Below are 17,512 nucleotides of genomic sequence, written 5' to 3'. Positions count from 1 at the left end.
TAAATACGCCATAGTGATTTAAGCTGAGGCTTTTTCACTAAAACGGTCTACCCACAAAGCAATGATACCGTCGCCAGTTACATTACACGCAGTGCCGAAGCTATCTTGTGCAAGGTACAGCGCAATCATTAGTGCCACTGCACCTTCGTTGAAACCAAGCATACTAGTTAATAAACCTAACGCCGACATTACCGCGCCACCTGGGGCACCTGGTGCAGCAATCATAACCACACCTAGCATCATAATGAATGGCAACATAGCCATTAGTGAAGGTACTTCCATGCTAGGCGATAAAAACATCACAGCCATAGCACAAGTAACTATTGTAATTGTTGAACCTGATAGATGAATAGTGGCACATAATGGGACTGTAAAGTTAGCTACATCTTCTTTAACGTTATTTGCTTTACTTGATTGCAAAGAGACTGGAATGGTTGCCGCGCTCGACATGGTTCCTAATGCAGTAAAGTACGCAGGTAGCATGTTTTTAATTAGCTCAATAGGATTACGCTTAAGTAATAGGCCCGATACAATATAAAGCACACTCAACCATAACCAATGCATCACTAATGCGGCAATGAGTACTACACCAAAGGCCTGTAATGTATCAACAACGGTACCTGCCACGGTCATTTCAGCAAACACACCCGCAATGTAAAAAGGTAATGCTGGGATAATTACTTTAGCAAGTAAACCATCTATAATATCGCGCCCTTGATCAGACACCGTTTTTAATGTGTCTAAACCTAGCTGGCTCATACCAATACCAAATACAAAGGCTGTGACTAAAGCAGTCATTACACCCATTAATGGTGGAATTTCTAAGTCAATAAAGCTACCTACCTCGGTGACGGCTTCAGCTTCAAATGAAATTCCACCGCTTAGGAACGGAATAATCGCTGTGACTAATAAAAACGCTAAGGTACCGGCAATAATTGTTGAGCCGTAAGCAAAACCAACCGTTTTTCCCAGTAAATGCCCAGACCCTTTAGGAAGCCCGGCAATCCCAGAGGCAATAAAAAACAAAATAATCAGTGGAATTGTAAAACTAATAAGCTGGCCAATAAGCTCTTTTACTGTGTATAAAAGCTCAACGCCAGTTAAGGGAATATAGAGTCCGACTAAAATACCGGCCACAATACCGGCAATTAATTTTAAGATTAACTTCATGGTGATTACTTTATTGAATTTAGATAGTGTGTTTTTATCATGTTTTGAATAGTTTGTGTCAATAAACTGTTCAACCGCAGTTCATTTGCACAATTAACCAACAAAATATAAGTATGTAGTGTTGATTTGTTTAAATAACGACTACATAAACAAAAAATACAGTACAAAGTTAAAAACGAACAAATGGCTTCAAGTTCACCTTTTTAATAACTAAAAAAATAACAGGTTAAGTTTTTAGTTCAATCCGTTATAAGCGGAATTAATATATGTTATAGCCAAAGCTTACTTTAACTTTTTTTATCTCACAGTAAAGTAGGCTTATAAAGTTAACAGACTAACTGTTAATGTGTTGATCAGATTGTACCTAAAGGAACATTATGTCTACTATTTTTGAAGATAACTCACTAAGCATCGGTAACACACCGTTGGTAAAACTTAACCGTGTTACAGGTGGGAATGTATACGCTAAAGTTGAGTCGCGTAACCCAAGCTTTAGTATTAAATGCCGCATTGGTGCATCGATGATTTGGGAAGCTGAAAAATCAGGTCAACTTACCAAAGATAAAGAGCTTATAGAGCCAACATCAGGTAACACGGGCATTGCACTGGCATTCGTAGCAGCCTCACGCGGCTACAAATTAACGCTTACAATGCCAAACACCATGAGCTTAGAACGTCGTAAGCTATTAAAAGCACTCGGTGCTAATCTTGTACTAACAGACGGTGCTAAAGGTATGAACGGTGCTATTGCTAAGGCCAAAGAAATTCAAGCATCAGCCCCTGAAAAGTTTATTTTATTACAACAATTTGAAAACCCTGCAAACCCTAAAATTCACTTTGAAACAACTGGCCCAGAAATCTTTGATGCACTTGATGGCAAAATCGATTTCTTTGTTGCAGGCGTTGGTACTGGTGGAACTATCACAGGTGTAAGCCGTTATCTTAAAAAAGAAAAAGGCTTAAATGTAAAATCAATCGCTGTAGAGCCAAGCCACTCTCCGGTAATTAGCCAAACACTTGCTGGTGAAGAAGTAAAACCTGGGCCACATAAGATTCAAGGTATTGGTGCAGGCTTTATTCCTGGGAATTTAGACCTATCAATAATTGATGGTGTAGAGCAAGTCTCTAATGAAGAATGTATAGCAATGTGTCACGAGCTAATGAAAAAAGAAGGGATTTTAGTTGGTATTTCATCAGGTGCAGCTGTGGTTGCAGCGAAACGTATTGCTGAACGTCCTGAAAATGCAGATAAAAATATTGTGGTTATTTTGCCAAGTGCAACAGAGCGTTACTTATCAAGCCCGATGTTTGACGAAGAGTTTAGCGAACAAGAGCTTGTTCAATAATCGAGCGTTCTGATTAAAAAAGGATGTTTTTTAACATCCTTTTTTATTGCTTTTTTAATAAGTTACTATCTATTTAGTTCACTCCTCTTTACATCTTCTCCATTCCATCACACACTTTATGTATAAGTAATCAACCTGACCAAATATGAAAACAATTTTAACCATTTTTGTGCTCATTTTTAGTATTTTGATCGTTGGCTGTAATGAAAATACTAAACCTAAAGAGCAGTATATTGACAATGATCGTCCAGGCGACACTGCTACTGTGTATTTTGATGCGCTTTATAACCAGCATAACTTGCAAAAAGCCAGCGATTTCGCAACGCCTAAATTAGCCCGCATAATGAAATCGTATGGGACGGCCAAACAGTTTGCGCGTAGTCTTATTAATTTACAATACGATGAAGTTGTGATTGAAATTGATATGTCAAATTCAAGCCTGCGAGAACAGTATGGCAATCAGGCTAAAATAAACATTGTGTTTACCGGTTATTTTAATGGTAAAAAAATCGATGATTTCCGCAGCATCGAAATGCTTAAAATAAAAGGTAAGTGGTACGTAGATAAAATCATCGCCGATCCTTACGGGCGCTGATCAGTCATTCAGAGCCTTAGTAACGATAACCGTATATTCGAGCTTAAAAAAATACACAACATAAAAAAAGCCTTAAATCATAAACTTAAGGCTTTTTTTATTATCTACATTATTATAATCCAGTGTTAAATGTCTTCAGGTTTAAAGTTATCAACCGCAATAGCCTGCATTCTTAGCTTATTGGCATGATGCATTGCTTCACCATCAACTTTAGTTACTAACTCATGTTCAAGTGCGTAATCAATCGCTTGTTCAATATCATAGGTGGCAGGCACCTTGCCTTTTCGTTGCCACTGTTTCAACTGCTTAAATTGATTGTGCATATCGTGCATTGCTAAGAAAGCATTTTCCATAACACCCGTTCCGGCATTTTCATCCACATAACACAAATGGGTAAGTCTATTTCTAAATACCCCTGGTTGAGTCATGTGCTCGCAAATACGCTGGGCAATAGCATCACTTGGTTTGTGATAATGGTTACCTAATGGAAAAACAATACGCTTAAGTGCAAAGTTAATCACTGGATTAGAAAAGTTTTTAAAGAAGCCATCAAATGCTTGGCCTATTGCATATAACGATGTCTCTATAGCATATTTTACAAAAGGCAAATCAGCTTGTTGACGCCCTTCATCTTCAAAACGCTTTAATACCGTTGATGCAATATATAAATGACTTAACACATCGCCTAAACGTGCCGATATCATTTCTTTACGTTTAAGTTCACCACCTAACATCAACATTGCAACATCCGTTGTAAACGCCAATCCTCGGCTCATTCTACCTAATTGTTTATAATAGACGGCCGTCTCTCCACACACAGGCGCTTTGGCAAAGTAGCTGCGAGTCAAACCATGCACCAAGGCCATACTTGCATTACTCAGTGCAAATACAATGTGCTTCATTAACAAGCCATCAAATTGCTCAAGTGCAGCATCATCGTCATCCATTGCTGCAACTTCCATTTCTTTTAACACAAAAGGATGACAACGGGTTGCACCTTGGCCAAATATCATAAGGTTACGGGTAAGAATATTGGCGCCCTCTACGGTAATAGAGACGGGAATACCCATATAACCGTGTGCTAAATAGTTATTAGGCCCAACCTGAATCCCTTTACCTGCATGAATGTCCATTGCATCATTCATTACCGTTCGACCCATTTCTGTCATGTGGTACTTTGCAATAGCAGTCACTACTGACGGGCTAAGTTTTAAATCAATTGCACCTGCGGTCATTAATCGGCATGATTCCAATGCATAAGTTAGTCCACCAATACGTGCCAACCCTTCTTGTACGCCTTCAAATTGCCCAATTGACACGCCAAACTGTTGGCGTACAACCGTATAAGCCGAGGTCATCTTAGCTGCCAAGTGCCCTGTTGCAGTGCTTAATGCCGGTAATGAAATACCACGCCCTGCGCTTAAACACTCTACTAGCATGCGCCAACCGCGCCCTGCCCCTTGCTGGCCACCTATAATCCAATCAAGCGGAATAAATACATCCTTACCGTACGTTGTGCCATTCATAAACGCCATGTTAAGTGGGTAATGACGCTCTCCTGTTTTAACACCTGGGTGATCAGTTGGAATAAGTGCACACGTAATTCCGAGCTCTTTTTCATCGCCTAACAATCCATCTGGATCGTACATTTTAAATGCAAGACCTAACACAGTCGCCACAGGCGCAAGGGTAATGTAACGTTTTGACCAATTTAAACGCAGTCCCAACACTTCCTTACCATCATGCTCGCCTTTGCACACCACGCCTGAATCTGGGATACTGCCAGCATCAGAGCCAGCCTCTGGGCCCGTTAATGCAAAACAAGGTACATCGTCGCCTTTTGCAAGGCTAGGTAACCAACGATTTTGTTGCTCAGTTGTTCCGTAATGCAGTAATAACTCACCAGGACCTAAGCTATTTGGCACCATGACCGTTACGGCGGCCGTTAAGCTTTTAGTCGCAATTTTTGACACTATCGTAGAGTTAGCAATAGCAGAGAATTCAAGACCCCCAAATTTTTCAGGGATGATCATTGCAAAAAACCCTTCGGTTTTTAAAAAGTCCCAAACCTCTTTAGGTAAATCTTTGTCTTTTTGTACAATTTTATAGTCATCAAGCATGGCTAATAAAGTTTCAACTTGATTATCTATAAATGCAGTTTCTTTTTCACTTAACTTAGGGCGCGGATAATTATGTAATTTTTGCCAGTCAGGCTCACCACTAAATAACTCGCCATCCCACCAAACATCGCCCGCTTCCATGGCTTCTCGCTCTGTTTGCGATAATGGCGGCAACACCTTTTTAAACATCTTAAAAGTAGGTCGAGTAATTAAATTAAGGCGGATATCTTTAATCGCAAACACCACGACCACCACAACCAGTAATATAATAAATACTGACATGAGCACATTCCTTTTACAGTTATAAAAACACTGATTTAATTATGACCGATCTTAATTTAAATACAATGGGCTGTCAGACGAGTGCCACTAAATGATGAAGTTATTCTATTGCGATTAAAATATAACGATGAGTAAAGTCACTAATTTATTACACACAGCAAAAAGCCCACAAAATGTGGGCTTTTTACTACTTAACTGGTTTTAATTATTTAATTAAAACTGAAAACGCATGTTAGCAAAGTAAGCATCGTTATCTGAGTCATCTGCGTTGTTGCCGTAACCCACTTTTAAACCAATGTTTTTATTGATGAAGTGTTGAGCACCAAAGCTGTAGTTGTCTTCTTTATCGTAAGCTGCAAATACAGAAGTCGCTTTAGAGAAGTAGTAGTTTGTTTCTACGTTCCATTGATCATCTGCTTCGTCAAGGCTTACAAATGTACCTTCTACTGTTAAGTAGTTACCTTGTTGTAAATCAACAAAGTATTTAGCAGCTACTGAACGAGAATCAAAATCATCATCTGATTCTACAGTGATACCTACGTAATCTGTATCGTTTAGCATGTGGTTGTATGCTAAAGAAAAGAATGTAACGTTATCACCATCTTTTTGATCAACAAATCTTACTTTTGCAAGTAAGTCAGGGTTGAAGAAGTAACCAGCAGAAAGTGTGTATGACTCGTTGTTAGAGTTGTAATCAGCATTTTGGTAAGACGCACCAACAACAAAATCTTCAACGAAGTATTCACCACCAATAGCAGTCACATCGCCAAAATCGTCATCAGCGTAGCCACCAAATACGTTGCTTTGCTTGTTAATGTATTCGAATTGGTCGTATGGACCTAGTGTGCTCTTTGGAGAGAAGTAGTAAGTAGAGTCCACGCTGATAGTATCGTTGTTATCAGTATCTGTGTAGCCTAAGTTACTGATTGATTGATAGCTATCTGCAGCGTGTGCAGCACTTGATAATAAAAGACCTGAAATAATAATTGCTAACTTTTTCATAATGAAACATCCCTATGTACATTGTTTTTGTACTTTAACTACATTGCTAAAGTGGGGGTATGCTAACGCCGCGAAACTGAACGAAAACTGAATCAAGCAATTGTATTTGTTAGGGAATTTGTAAGAAAGTGTTGGAGTAATTTATGTTAAAGTAATCGCAACAAGCTGTAAACAATTACTTTAATTTTACACCGATTTTTGTTTGTTTCTATAATGAATACTGGCTGATTATCCTATAAACATCATTTATGTTATCACCTGCTTTAAAGTCCTTGCTAATAGGCGTTGGATCTGACCCTACCCATATTTTTAACTCGGCGTCTAAATCAAAGTGCCCTGCACTCTCTTTACTGAATTTAGTAATTTTAGAATAGGCAATACTGATCATTTCCATTTTAGACCCTGTCACGCCTTGCTTATCGATTAAAATAAGTCGCTTATTAGTAAAGATAAACATATCACGGACAACTTTATACGCTTTTTCAACTTGCTCACCTTCAATAAGGGTATTTGCCAACACTTTCTCTAAATCAGCGTCATCCACTTCACTGGCATTACCCATTAAACCACTAAATAGTCCCATTATAGTTTCTCCTGTTTAAATATTTGATTTTCTAATGTATGGCCATTTACTAACTGCCGATACTGCCAATTATGTTGGCGACAAAATTGCAATAGTGCTATATCGAGCGGATCACTGGTTGGTTGATACTCAATCACGTACTCTTTGTGCTGGCTCATATAAACACGACTCACCCCCTCAAGTGCTTGGAGTTGTTGCTCCACATTTTGATACACGTCGCTAAGCATTAAGGTGTAAAAGTGCTTATCGGTGTTCACTGCTTTAGTTTGGTGCTCGCTTAATACGCCTTTATCCAAATGGAGTACTTGGGAACACAGTCGTTCTAATTCAGTTAAATCATGTGAACTTAAAATAAACGTCGCTTGGTCACTTAACTGAGATACCAACTCGCGCACTTCTCTGGCATGAATAGGATCAAGCCCTGCCGTGGCTTCATCTAACATTACAATTTGTGGTGAGCCAATTAATGCTTGCGCTATGGTTACACGCTTGCGCATACCGTGGGATAAATCCCCAGCGCGGTTTTTTGCAATTTCGCTAAGGCCCACTAAATCAAGCACACGAAGTGCCTCTACGTGGCTTTGCTTAGTACTCATGCCTTGTAGCTTGGCATAAAAACTAAGTTGTTTATCTATATTAAAACGCGGATCAAGCTGGGCATCTTGCGGTAATGCACTCACTTTATTAAATAAAGCAGCGCTGCCTGGTTTATGGCCGAGTATTTCAAGCTCTCCCATGCTAGGGGCTATATAGCCGCACAGCAAACTAAATAAAGTAGTTTTTCCTGCGCCATTAGGGCCAACAAGCGCAACGGGAGCACCTTTTTGAATCTCAAAATTCACATTATTAAGAGCCAGTTTTGAGCCGTACGATTTACTTAAATTACGCCCTGTGATTAATGATTTCATAGTGAGCTCCTTGCAAAAACACGTTGCGCAACCACAAGTAGCACCGCTGTTTGCACAAGCGGAATAGCCAATGCACTCAATAGCGGTAAGTTCTGTCCGGCTAATAACTCTATTTGCACACCAGGGAATAAATAATCAAGCACACTTAATGCGGGTATTTGCCACTCCAGCAATCCAACAATAATGCCACCGGCTGTAAAATATAAAATGGCTAACACAATAGATAAGCGAGATGAGCTCGCAAAAGTATTAATCAAACTCATTAACGCAACAAACGGCGCAAAAGTAACAATGAGAATTAAAAATATTGAAACTGCACGGCCAACGCCACCAGCAAGTAAGCTCGGATCGCGAAACCCGAGCACCGCCAATGTCGCTACCAATGTAATGCCAACTAAACAGGTTAGTACCGCTAACTGCCCTAAAAATCGACCAAAGAGTATTTCAAAGCGGGTTGAGCGCAGTGATAAAAACCTTAAAGTCCCCCTCTCTCTGTCACCCACAGTTTGATCACTACAAATAAATAAGCTAAAAACAGGAAAACTATACAAAGCAATTAGCCAATACATAGCAAATTCGGCTTCAGGCCAATCAAGTAACTTATTTAATCCAATAGAGCCGGAAATATCACGGGCTATTTGTTCAAAATCGGGGGAGCTGATAATGCCCACTGCCTGCCCTATGGGGTAACGTAAAATAACAAGCCACACTAGCGCGAAAGCCGCCAGTGCAATAAGTCCTCGTTTAGTTAAAAACATACGTACAAGCTCAAAACCCGCAATTTGAGTTAAGCGCCCTACGTTTATTGGTAATGGTGTTGCCATTGACTATCCTTAATGACGTTGTTCATGCTTTAAAATAAGCGTTATTTAACAACACTAAGTGTAAACACGTTGAATTGCTAGCAAAAAAAAGCCTACTCAGAGGTAGGCTTTGTAACAAATAATGTAATTTAAACAATTAGTAATTATAAATGTTGCTCATAAATAGCGAATGCTTGCTGTAAGTCGGCAATTAAATCTTCAGCATCTTCTAAGCCAATGTGCAAACGAATAACAGGTCCATGCTCCCATCCTGTTTGCGAGCGCAGCCCTTTCATTGATAGGTTTGCCGTTACTAAGCTCTCAAAGCCTCCCCAAGAAAAGCCCATTTTAAAATGCTGCAAGCTATCTAAAAAAGCATCAATGGCCTTTTGGTTACCGGTTTTCATTACAAACGAAAACAAACCATTACTACCGTCAAAATCGCGTTTGAAAAATTCATGCCCAGGACATGTTTCAAATGCTGGGTGGCGAATATGATCAACTAACTCGTGCTGCTCTAACCATTTAGCAACCTCAATAGCCGCTTTTTCATGCTGATTTAATCGCACCGCCATGGTACGCAAACCTCGTAGTGCTAAATACGCATCATCTGCACTGGTGCATTGCCCGAGTAAATAAGAGTGTTCACGAAGTGTTGGCCAATATTTTTTATTCGCTACAGCTACGCCCATCATCACATCTGAATGACCTACAATATATTTGGTTGCCGCTTGAATACTAATATCAACACCATGTTCAAGTGGGCGATAGTGCAAACCATTACCATAAGTGTTATCAAGCACCGTCATCACATTATGATCATTTGCAACTTGCACCATAGCGGGAACATCTTGAATCTCCATGGTAATTGAACCCGGAGATTCTAAAAACAACACTTTGGTATTGTCTTGAATGTACTCTTTTATATCTGCGCCAATCATGGGCGGATAATAGGTCGTAGTAATGCCCAGCCCCGCTAAAATCTTGTCGCAAAAATCACGGGTTGGCTCGTAAACAGTATCCACTATTAAAATATGATCACCGGACTTTAAAAACGATAACAATGTTTGGCTTATCGCTGCCGCGCCACATGGGTATAAGGCACAGCCTTCACCCCCTTCGAGTTCAGTAATTGCCTCTTGCAGGGCAAAATGCGTAGTGGTACCACGACGGCCATAAAATAACGTTTTATCACCGCGTGTTTTAGCCGCTTCTTTAAGCTCACTCACAGAATCAAACACAATCGTTGAAGCGCGCTGTACCACAGGATTGACTACGCCATGGGTGTACGCTTTTTTGCGCCCTGATGAGACTAACTGAGTATTTTTATTTTTGCTCGACATGATTCATCCTTCTATCTGAGTACGCCAATATTCAATTAAATAACGCGAAATTGAATCAGCTCTAGGTAGCTTTAAATGCTCCCCTTGATGGTGCCAATCTTTAAATTGCGCAAGTTCTTCGCGAGAAAACCACTTTGCATCTTCAAGTTCATCTTGCTCTGTGCTTATTTCATCACTGCTTGCTGTGGCAATAAAACCTAGCATAATTGACGAAGGAAACGGCCAAGGTTGCGAAGCAATATATTCAGCTTTTTCCACAGTAATACCCGCCTCTTCTTTTACTTCTCGGATCACGGTTTGCTCAAGGGTTTCACCAGGGTCAACAAAGCCTGCAAGCGATGAATACAATCCTTTTGGCCAAGTTGCTTGGCGACCCAATAAGCAGCGTTCAATCCCATCAGAAAATGTTCTAGTTACTACCATAATAACCGCAGGATCGGTACGCGGAAAAGTCTGGTGCAAACACGCAGGATTGTCGCATAATCGAGAGTGACCCGCTTCAACTAAGTGATTTTTGGTACCACAACGACCACAAAAACTATGAGTGGCATGCCAGTAACACAACCCACGGGCAAGCGCTGCATTTGAGCCATCTTCAAGCGCCACCTGTGTACCAAACTGGCGAATATCTGCAAACTGGGCGCCATCAATAATCGTTGCTAATAACGACTCTTCGAGTGCGGTTACATCTAGCGCAAATACGGCATTATCCTGCTCATTTGAACCTAAAAAAATAGCCTGCGTTAAATCTAAATGTGCCACCTGTAGGTAAGCCAAATACACCACCTCAGGGCTACTGTTAGCAAATAAGGTGTGATTGCCTTTAACTAAAAGCCATAAGCTGTCTGCTGTTTTTTTTGCGTCTACCCAAGTAGGGTCTTTGCGCGCATTTGAGCCTCTGTCTAATGGCATATTACTGTAGTTAAGCATGTAATTCCTTGATACTAATTGATTCTTAAAATTACCATAATCATCCACTAAACCCAATTTATTACCGCCATAAAAAAAGCCTAAATTAGGCTTAATTAATCTATGCACCCGCTGTATTAAAAATGCTCATGTTGAAGGTGGGCATTCTGCTCAAAAATACACCGAACCAACGCAGCGCTTATACTTTTTAAAGTAGTAACTGATTGTCAATTAAATGAAATTGCTCAGCACTTTGCTTAAGTACCTCTGCGGTTAATTTATCAGCACCGTATACATCACACGGAACATTGTATTGATTTTTTAAGTGCCCAAGTAATAACGCAAAGTCACCGTCACCCGAGAGTAAAATAACCTTATCAAGCTGCTTTCCCTGCTCTAACATATCTATGGTTATACCTACATCCCAATCGCCTTTGGCACTGCCGTCACGGCGTTGAATAAAGGGTTTTAGTTTTACTTCAAAGCCAATAGCGCGCAAAATATTTTGAAACTGATTTTGCTTTTCATCACCTCGGTATATTGCATAAGCAAACGCACATTTAATATCGTATTGTTGCTCTATCATTCGCCAAAAGGCATTGTAATCAAAGTTTTTACCGTAGCTCTCGCGACAGGTGTAATAAATATTTTGTACATCGACAAAAATACCTACACGAGGTTTACTGCTTTGTTGTGAGGTCATTATTATGTCCTAATGAGTAATACTTGCAATTGCGTGTTAAGTAACCTAAATTAGTTACCAAACCCAATGTAACCAAATACGGTTACATTTTAAGATGTAACCAAAATTAGTTACATATAAATAATCTATCTGGATTTATATGATTGGTGTGATCAGCGGCGATATAATTAAATCGCAAAAAATACCTAAACAACAATACGATGCCATGCTTTATCAGCTAGAGCAAAGTTTACGTGCAAATTGTAATAAAACAACATCTTGGGATATTTACCGTGGGGATGCATTTCAGCTGCAAGTAGAAAAAAGTGAACGGTTAGTTACCACCGCTATTCTTATCTATCTACAGCTCAAATCTGCCGGCTATGAATTGCGTCAAAGCATGGCATTGGGACACATAGATAACCCTGGTACGAGTATAAAAACCGCTACAGGCTCTGCGTTTACTCTCTCTGGTCATGAGCTAGATAAAATGACAAACCAGCGCTTTACATTTGCTATTGCAAAACAACCAGTTGATGAGAGCTTTGAGCTAAACCTAGCGTTTGTCGATGTATTACTGTGTAAAATAACCCAAAAACAAGCAAATGCTTTGTATGTATATTTAACCCATACTAATAACAACCATGCAGCCTTAGCTAATGAGCTCAACACCAGCCGAGAAAACGTTACTAAGCTGCTTAATCTTGCTAACTATCAGCTGATAGAACGATTTATTTTACATGCACAACAACAGCTTAAAAGCATACAGCAAGGACATGACTAATGGAATTTTCACTATTACTCGTTGCACTGATTATTGGCCACTTACTCGCTGATTTTTATTGGCAACCCATGAGCTGGGTAAACGACAGAAACACCCGTCATTTTAAAGCAAAAAAACTTTACTACCATGTATTGATTCACGGAGTTACCAGCGCTGTCGTTGTTGCACTTTGGGAATATAGCTTTGGCTGGCAACAACTAAGCAGCGTATTACTGGCCACCAGTATTATTATGATCAGCCACTACTTTATTGATATTGCAAAATCGTATTCAAATAAAGGCGTGGTGCCTTTTTTATTAGACCAAATTGCCCATATCACCGTCCTTGTTGTGATAAGCATTTGGCTCACTGATAATCAGCAATTTACTAACAATTTTATGGCGTTATTGTTCAACGAAAAAGTGCTGTGGGTTATAACTGGTTACCTTATTATTTTAAGTCCCAGTGCGGTATTTATAAGAATGATGTTAGAGCGTTTAACTAATCACTTTTCTAGTGATGGTAGCCTCCCTTTAGCAGGACAAAGTATTGGTATGCTCGAACGAGTACTTATGCTGACATTTATTTTATTAGATCAGTTTGCTGGGCTTGGGTTTTTAATTGCCGCCAAATCCGTGTTTAGATTTGGCGACTTAAGTGCCAGTAAAGATAAACAACTCACGGAATATGTGATGCTAGGCACGTTACTGAGTGTTAGCGTTACGCTGTTTGTTGGCCTAGGCATTAATTACTTACTGATAAATTAAAAACAAAAAAAGCGCTAACCTTAAAGCTAGCGCTTTTTTTGCAGCTGCGTTTAACTAAACGCAGTGACAATTAGTCGTTATTTGCTGGACGACGACGGCGCTGACCAGTGCCCCCTACCGATTGACGCTTTGCCCAAGGGTTTTGTGCATTCTCGTCTGTTTTTGCTGCTGGCTTTTTAGAGCCACCACGACGTGGGCCTGTACCATTGCCACCATTGTTAGGCTTTTTGCTATTAGGTTTGCTGCTATCAGATTTAGGCTTATTAAATGGTTGTTTTTTCTTTGGCTTTTTAGCAGGCAGTGGGCGAGCATCGAGGGCGCGCTCAGCAACAGGGTTAGCCGGTTCAAAGCCTTCTTCTTCAGCACGAGGAATTAACTCGCCAATAAAGCGTTCAATACCGTATAAATCCACTGCATCGTCGACCGTTACAAACGAAATGGCATGCCCTGATGCACCCGCACGACCAGTTCGGCCAATACGGTGAACATAATCTTCATATACATTAGGTAAGTCGTAGTTAACTACGTGTGGAAGCTCAACAATATCTAAACCACGGGCAACAATATCGGTTGCCACTAATACGCGCACTTCACCACTTTTAAAGCCTTCCAATGCTTTAACACGTGCGCCCTGAGATTTATTACCATGGATTGCTGCGCCAACAATATCATCACGTTCCAGTTGCTTAACTAAACGGTTAGCACCGTGTTTAGTACGGCTAAATACCAGTACTTGTTGCCAATTGTTGCTACGAATTAAATGGCTTAATAAGGCCGTTTTACGCGCTTTATCTACTGCGTACACGCATTGAGTCACGCTTTTAGCAGTCGTGTTTTTGGCAGCGACTGAAATTTCAACCGGATCGTTAATTAACTCTTTGGCCAATGCACGAATGTCGTCAGAAAAGGTTGCTGAGAACATTAAGTTTTGACGTTTTTCAGGCATTTTTGCAATTAAGCGTTTAATGTCGTGGATAAAGCCCATGTCTAACATACGGTCGGCTTCATCTAAAACCAGTACTTCAACGCTATCAAATTTAACCGCGTTTTGATTGTGTAAATCAATTAAGCGCCCAGGTGTGGCCACTAAAATATCAACCCCTTTACGCAGGCGCTGCATTTGTGGGTTAATTTTTACACCACCGTAAACCACAAACGAACTCACATCAGAATGCTTAGCGTATTCTTCAACGTTTTCGCTTACTTGCAACGCAAGCTCTCGGGTTGGCGTTAAAATAAGCGCACGTACATGATTACTTTTTGCTTTAGTGCCCGACGATAAACGCTCAATTAGTGGCAAAGTAAAACCAGCGGTTTTACCGGTACCTGTTTGTGCTGCGGCCATTACATCGCGACGCGCAATAATTGCTGGGATAGCTTGAGCCTGAATAGGCGTTGGCGTTTCATAGCCCTTTTCTAAAACCGCATTAACTAAAGACTGTGATAAACCTAAACCATCAAAACTCATATAAACTCTCTATTTCAAATTAGGCCAAAGTGGCCAGTTGCGCGCATTATACCTTTAGTAGCTCAGAATGCATGCCATTATTTACTTTGTGTCAAATCAATACACACAAATACTAAAAAAGCGGCTAAACAGCCGCTTTTTATTTACCTGAGCATTACATATGCTAAAGGATTATTTTACACCTAGCTCACGTAAACGCTCTTGTAAGTAGCTATCTGCTGTGTAGCGTTCAGATAACACCACATCTGGACGAGGATGCAAAAACAAAGGTAATGAAATACGTGATTTGGTTGTTGCTTTACCTGATGGATTAATTACACGGTGAATCGTTGATGGGAAATAGCCACCTGATGCTTCTTGTAGCATGTCACCAATATTAATAATTAAACTACCAAAATCACATGGCACATCTAACCAACCGCCATCGGTTTTTTGTACTTGTAAACCTGGCTCGTTTGACGCTGGCAATACGGTTAATAAGTTAATATCACCGTGCGCAGCAGCACGAATAGCACCTGGCTCTTCATCACCTGTCATTGGCGGGTAATGTAAAATACGCAACAACGTTTGCTCAGACTGGGCAATCATATCTTTTAAATCGATAGAGAACTTAGCACGGACTTCTTCAGGCGCTTCAGCCTGAACCCAGCTTAATAATGTTGCCGCAAATTCATTAGCTAAACGGTAGTACTCACGCACATCAGCTTCTAATTGAGCAGGAACACGGCCTTTAGGATAAACATGAAAGTACTCTTTAATGTCTTTTACTGTATGGCCTTTAGCAACTTCTGATACCGACGGTGGAAAATAGCCATCTTGCGTTTCTTTTGAAAATAAAAACTCATGCTTCTGCTCTGAGTTAAAAAAGTCTTGCCAATTTTTATAAATAGACTCAACTAAAGATTGCGGAATAGGATGGTTTTTTAATACGCCAAAACCAGTATTTCTCAACGATTCAACAAATTGCGCAGCCGCATCGTCCGCTTTATAATCAACTGTGGGTAATTGCATGGTACATTCCAGTAAGTAGGTTGTTAGAAGCCATTTACCAATTCGCTTGAGTAAAGATCCATTAAATTAACTAAATATTACATGCTAACTACGCAAAAAAATTATATCTACTTGTTCTAGATAAGGTTTTTTAAACGACGATAAACAACGACTTAATACATTAAATTAATCACAGGTTTATGCAAACTGGTATTACATTCAAATATAGCTTAACTACTTAATTCAAGTAATAAAGGCTGCATTTTTATGCTGTGCGAGGATAGACAAACCCCTTTGAAATTATAAGGACATATGTCCGCACTCAATTGGCAAGCCCTTTCTAGCTTGATCGAGATCAAAATAATGCCAATATTGAATTTTCATCCCACCGTACCAATCTCTTATTTATCAGCACCACACACTTTATCAATTAGTTAAGGTATTCCCATGCGACAAAAAGTCTCTTTTAAAAGCGGTGAATTAGAACTTGCTGGACAACTTGAACAGCCCTCTGGTGAGGTGAAATTTTATGCCTTATTTGCCCACTGTTTTACCTGCTCTAAAGATGTAGCGGCTGCAACACGAATAAGCCGCGCACTCACTCAGCAAGGCATTGCTGTATTACGCTTTGATTTTACAGGGCTTGGTAATAGCGACGGTGACTTTGCCAACAGTAACTTTTCATCAAACATTCAAGACTTAGTGGCTGCTGCCAATCACTTAAGAACACACTTTAAAGCACCTCAGTTATTAATAGGTCACAGCTTAGGTGGTGCTGCGGTGCTTGCAGCAGCAGAGCATATACCCGAAGTGTCAGCTATTACGACTATAGGCGCGCCATCAGATGCCCAGCATGTTACTCATAACTTTGCTGCTCATTTAGATGAAATAAACCAATCGGGTGAAGCAAAAGTGTGTTTAGCTGGGCGTGAGTTTACGATTAAAAAGCAATTTATAGATGACATCGCCAAATACGATAACAGCCATATAGGCAAGCTTAAGCGTGCTTTGTTGGTTATGCACTCTCCTATTGATGCCACCGTGAATATTAGTGAAGCCGAAAAAATTTACGCCGCAGCCAAGCATCCAAAAAGCTTTATAAGTTTAGATAATGCCGATCACTTACTCAGCAATAAAGAAGACGCTAACTACGCAGCCGATGTCATTGCTACGTGGGCTAATCGCTATGTTAAATACGAGAAAACACCCTATAGTGCAAAATTAACTAACGGCAGTGTATTAGTTGAAGAAAAAGATCATCAATTCACTCAGCACGTGAGTACTAAAAACCATACATGGCTTGCTGATGAGCCTACTGATGTTGGTGGTAAAAACTTAGGCCCAGACCCTTATGATCATTTACTCGCTGGGCTTGGAGCGTGTACTGCAATGACACTTCGCATGTATGCAAGTCGCAAAGAGTTACCGCTAGAGCATATAAAAGTAGAGCTTAACCATACCCGCAATTACAACCAAGATTGTGATGATTGCGAAAAAACCGGCAATCTAGAGGCCATTACCCGCAAAATAACCTTACAAGGAGATTTAACTGACGCTCAGCGAAATCGATTACTCGAAATAGCCGATAAATGCCCTGTGCATAAAACGCTACATAATAGCCCTTTGGTGGTGAGTGAATTAGTGGAGTGACTAAAGAACATCTAAGATAGCGCAGCTGTGGCTGCGCTATCTTAGATGTTCAATGAAGCAACCTCACAATCTGAGATAAAATATAGAGGTTGAATAATAGGTACAATTCTAGTAGTTTGTTAGTAAAATTA

The 17,512-nt window shown here is 40.1% G+C and carries 16 protein-coding genes; 5 read left to right on the top strand and 11 right to left on the bottom strand.

Going from position 1 to position 17,512, the window contains the following annotated elements; translation table 11 throughout:
- Positions 1–18: 18 nt before the first annotated feature.
- Positions 19–1,170 (bottom strand): dicarboxylate/amino acid:cation symporter, encoded by a 1,152-nt coding sequence (locus KK487_RS05805; protein ID WP_016899481.1) that lies wholly within the window; start codon positions 1,168–1,170, stop codon positions 19–21.
- A gap of 377 nt (positions 1,171–1,547) precedes the next feature.
- On the opposite strand from KK487_RS05805, the gene cysK reads away from it, so the two are divergent.
- Together cysK and KK487_RS05795 are read left to right on the top strand one after the other, a co-directional pair.
- Entirely contained in the window at positions 1,548–2,516 is a 969-nt protein-coding gene (gene cysK / locus KK487_RS05800) for a cysteine synthase A (RefSeq protein WP_028835324.1), read from the top strand.
- Positions 2,517–2,661: 145 nt separating this feature from the next.
- Positions 2,662–3,111 carry a hypothetical protein gene (locus tag KK487_RS05795; RefSeq protein ID WP_013464590.1) on the top strand — a complete coding sequence of 150 codons (450 nt, stop codon included), beginning with the start codon at positions 2,662–2,664 and terminating at the stop codon, positions 3,109–3,111.
- Positions 3,112–3,236: 125 nt separating this feature from the next.
- Here KK487_RS05795 and KK487_RS05790 read toward each other — a convergent pair whose 3' ends face one another.
- The 8 genes from KK487_RS05790 to KK487_RS05755 all read right to left on the bottom strand — a co-directional run bounded on the left by KK487_RS05790 (position 3,237) and on the right by KK487_RS05755 (position 11,764).
- Complete coding sequence (locus KK487_RS05790; protein WP_013464589.1) at positions 3,237–5,513, bottom strand: acyl-CoA dehydrogenase; 2,277 nt, start codon at positions 5,511–5,513, stop codon at positions 3,237–3,239.
- A gap of 213 nt (positions 5,514–5,726) precedes the next feature.
- The gene (locus KK487_RS05785; protein ID WP_013464588.1) at positions 5,727–6,515 is read right to left on the bottom strand and encodes a putative porin; all 789 of its coding nucleotides are present in this window, start codon (positions 6,513–6,515) and stop codon (positions 5,727–5,729) included.
- 208 nt (positions 6,516–6,723) lie between these two features.
- Positions 6,724–7,098: a PH domain-containing protein gene (locus tag KK487_RS05780; protein ID WP_013464587.1), complete on the bottom strand. Its 375-nt coding sequence runs from the start codon at positions 7,096–7,098 to the stop codon at positions 6,724–6,726.
- A complete protein-coding gene (locus KK487_RS05775) occupies positions 7,098–8,006 on the bottom strand; it encodes an ABC transporter ATP-binding protein (RefSeq protein WP_013464586.1) in 909 nt (302 codons plus the stop codon). Before KK487_RS05775 ends, KK487_RS05780 begins: the two co-directional genes overlap by 1 nt.
- Positions 8,003–8,830, bottom strand: coding sequence for an ABC transporter permease (locus KK487_RS05770; RefSeq protein ID WP_024601640.1), 828 nt, complete (start codon positions 8,828–8,830; stop codon positions 8,003–8,005). The genes KK487_RS05775 and KK487_RS05770 overlap by 4 nt, the downstream gene beginning before the upstream one ends.
- A gap of 143 nt (positions 8,831–8,973) precedes the next feature.
- Positions 8,974–10,152, bottom strand: a complete 1,179-nt coding sequence (locus KK487_RS05765) for a cystathionine beta-lyase (RefSeq protein ID WP_024601639.1) — start codon at positions 10,150–10,152, stop codon at positions 8,974–8,976.
- Positions 10,153–10,155: 3 nt separating this feature from the next.
- Positions 10,156–11,082, bottom strand: coding sequence for an NAD(+) diphosphatase (gene nudC, locus KK487_RS05760; protein ID WP_024601638.1), 927 nt, complete (start codon positions 11,080–11,082; stop codon positions 10,156–10,158).
- Positions 11,083–11,269: 187 nt separating this feature from the next.
- The gene (locus tag KK487_RS05755) at positions 11,270–11,764 is read right to left on the bottom strand and encodes a LabA-like NYN domain-containing protein (RefSeq protein WP_024601637.1); all 495 of its coding nucleotides are present in this window, start codon (positions 11,762–11,764) and stop codon (positions 11,270–11,272) included.
- Positions 11,765–11,903: 139 nt separating this feature from the next.
- On the opposite strand from KK487_RS05755, the gene KK487_RS05750 reads away from it, so the two are divergent.
- Together KK487_RS05750 and KK487_RS05745 are read left to right on the top strand one after the other, a co-directional pair.
- Positions 11,904–12,527, top strand: coding sequence for a hypothetical protein (locus KK487_RS05750; RefSeq protein WP_215522043.1), 624 nt, complete (start codon positions 11,904–11,906; stop codon positions 12,525–12,527).
- Complete coding sequence (locus tag KK487_RS05745) at positions 12,527–13,273, top strand: DUF3307 domain-containing protein (protein ID WP_024601636.1); 747 nt, start codon at positions 12,527–12,529, stop codon at positions 13,271–13,273. Before KK487_RS05750 ends, KK487_RS05745 begins: the two co-directional genes overlap by 1 nt.
- A gap of 70 nt (positions 13,274–13,343) precedes the next feature.
- On the opposite strand, the gene KK487_RS05740 is transcribed toward KK487_RS05745, so the two are convergent.
- Positions 13,344–14,741 (bottom strand): DEAD/DEAH box helicase, encoded by a 1,398-nt coding sequence (locus KK487_RS05740; protein ID WP_024601635.1) that lies wholly within the window; start codon positions 14,739–14,741, stop codon positions 13,344–13,346.
- 171 nt (positions 14,742–14,912) lie between these two features.
- Positions 14,913–15,752, bottom strand: a complete 840-nt coding sequence (locus KK487_RS05735; RefSeq protein WP_013464577.1) for an isopenicillin N synthase family dioxygenase — start codon at positions 15,750–15,752, stop codon at positions 14,913–14,915.
- A gap of 426 nt (positions 15,753–16,178) precedes the next feature.
- Here KK487_RS05735 and KK487_RS05730 point away from each other — a divergent pair, with 426 nt between their 5' ends.
- Positions 16,179–17,381: a bifunctional alpha/beta hydrolase/OsmC family protein gene (locus KK487_RS05730; protein WP_013464576.1), complete on the top strand. Its 1,203-nt coding sequence runs from the start codon at positions 16,179–16,181 to the stop codon at positions 17,379–17,381.
- Positions 17,382–17,512 lie beyond the last annotated feature (131 nt).

The sequence above is a fragment of the Pseudoalteromonas sp. SiA1 genome (assembly GCF_018732205.1).
Classification (GTDB): Bacteria; Pseudomonadota; Gammaproteobacteria; order Enterobacterales; family Alteromonadaceae; genus Pseudoalteromonas; species Pseudoalteromonas tetraodonis.
Note: the sequence above shows the minus strand (reverse complement) of the source record. Positions and strands in the feature narration are given on the sequence as shown.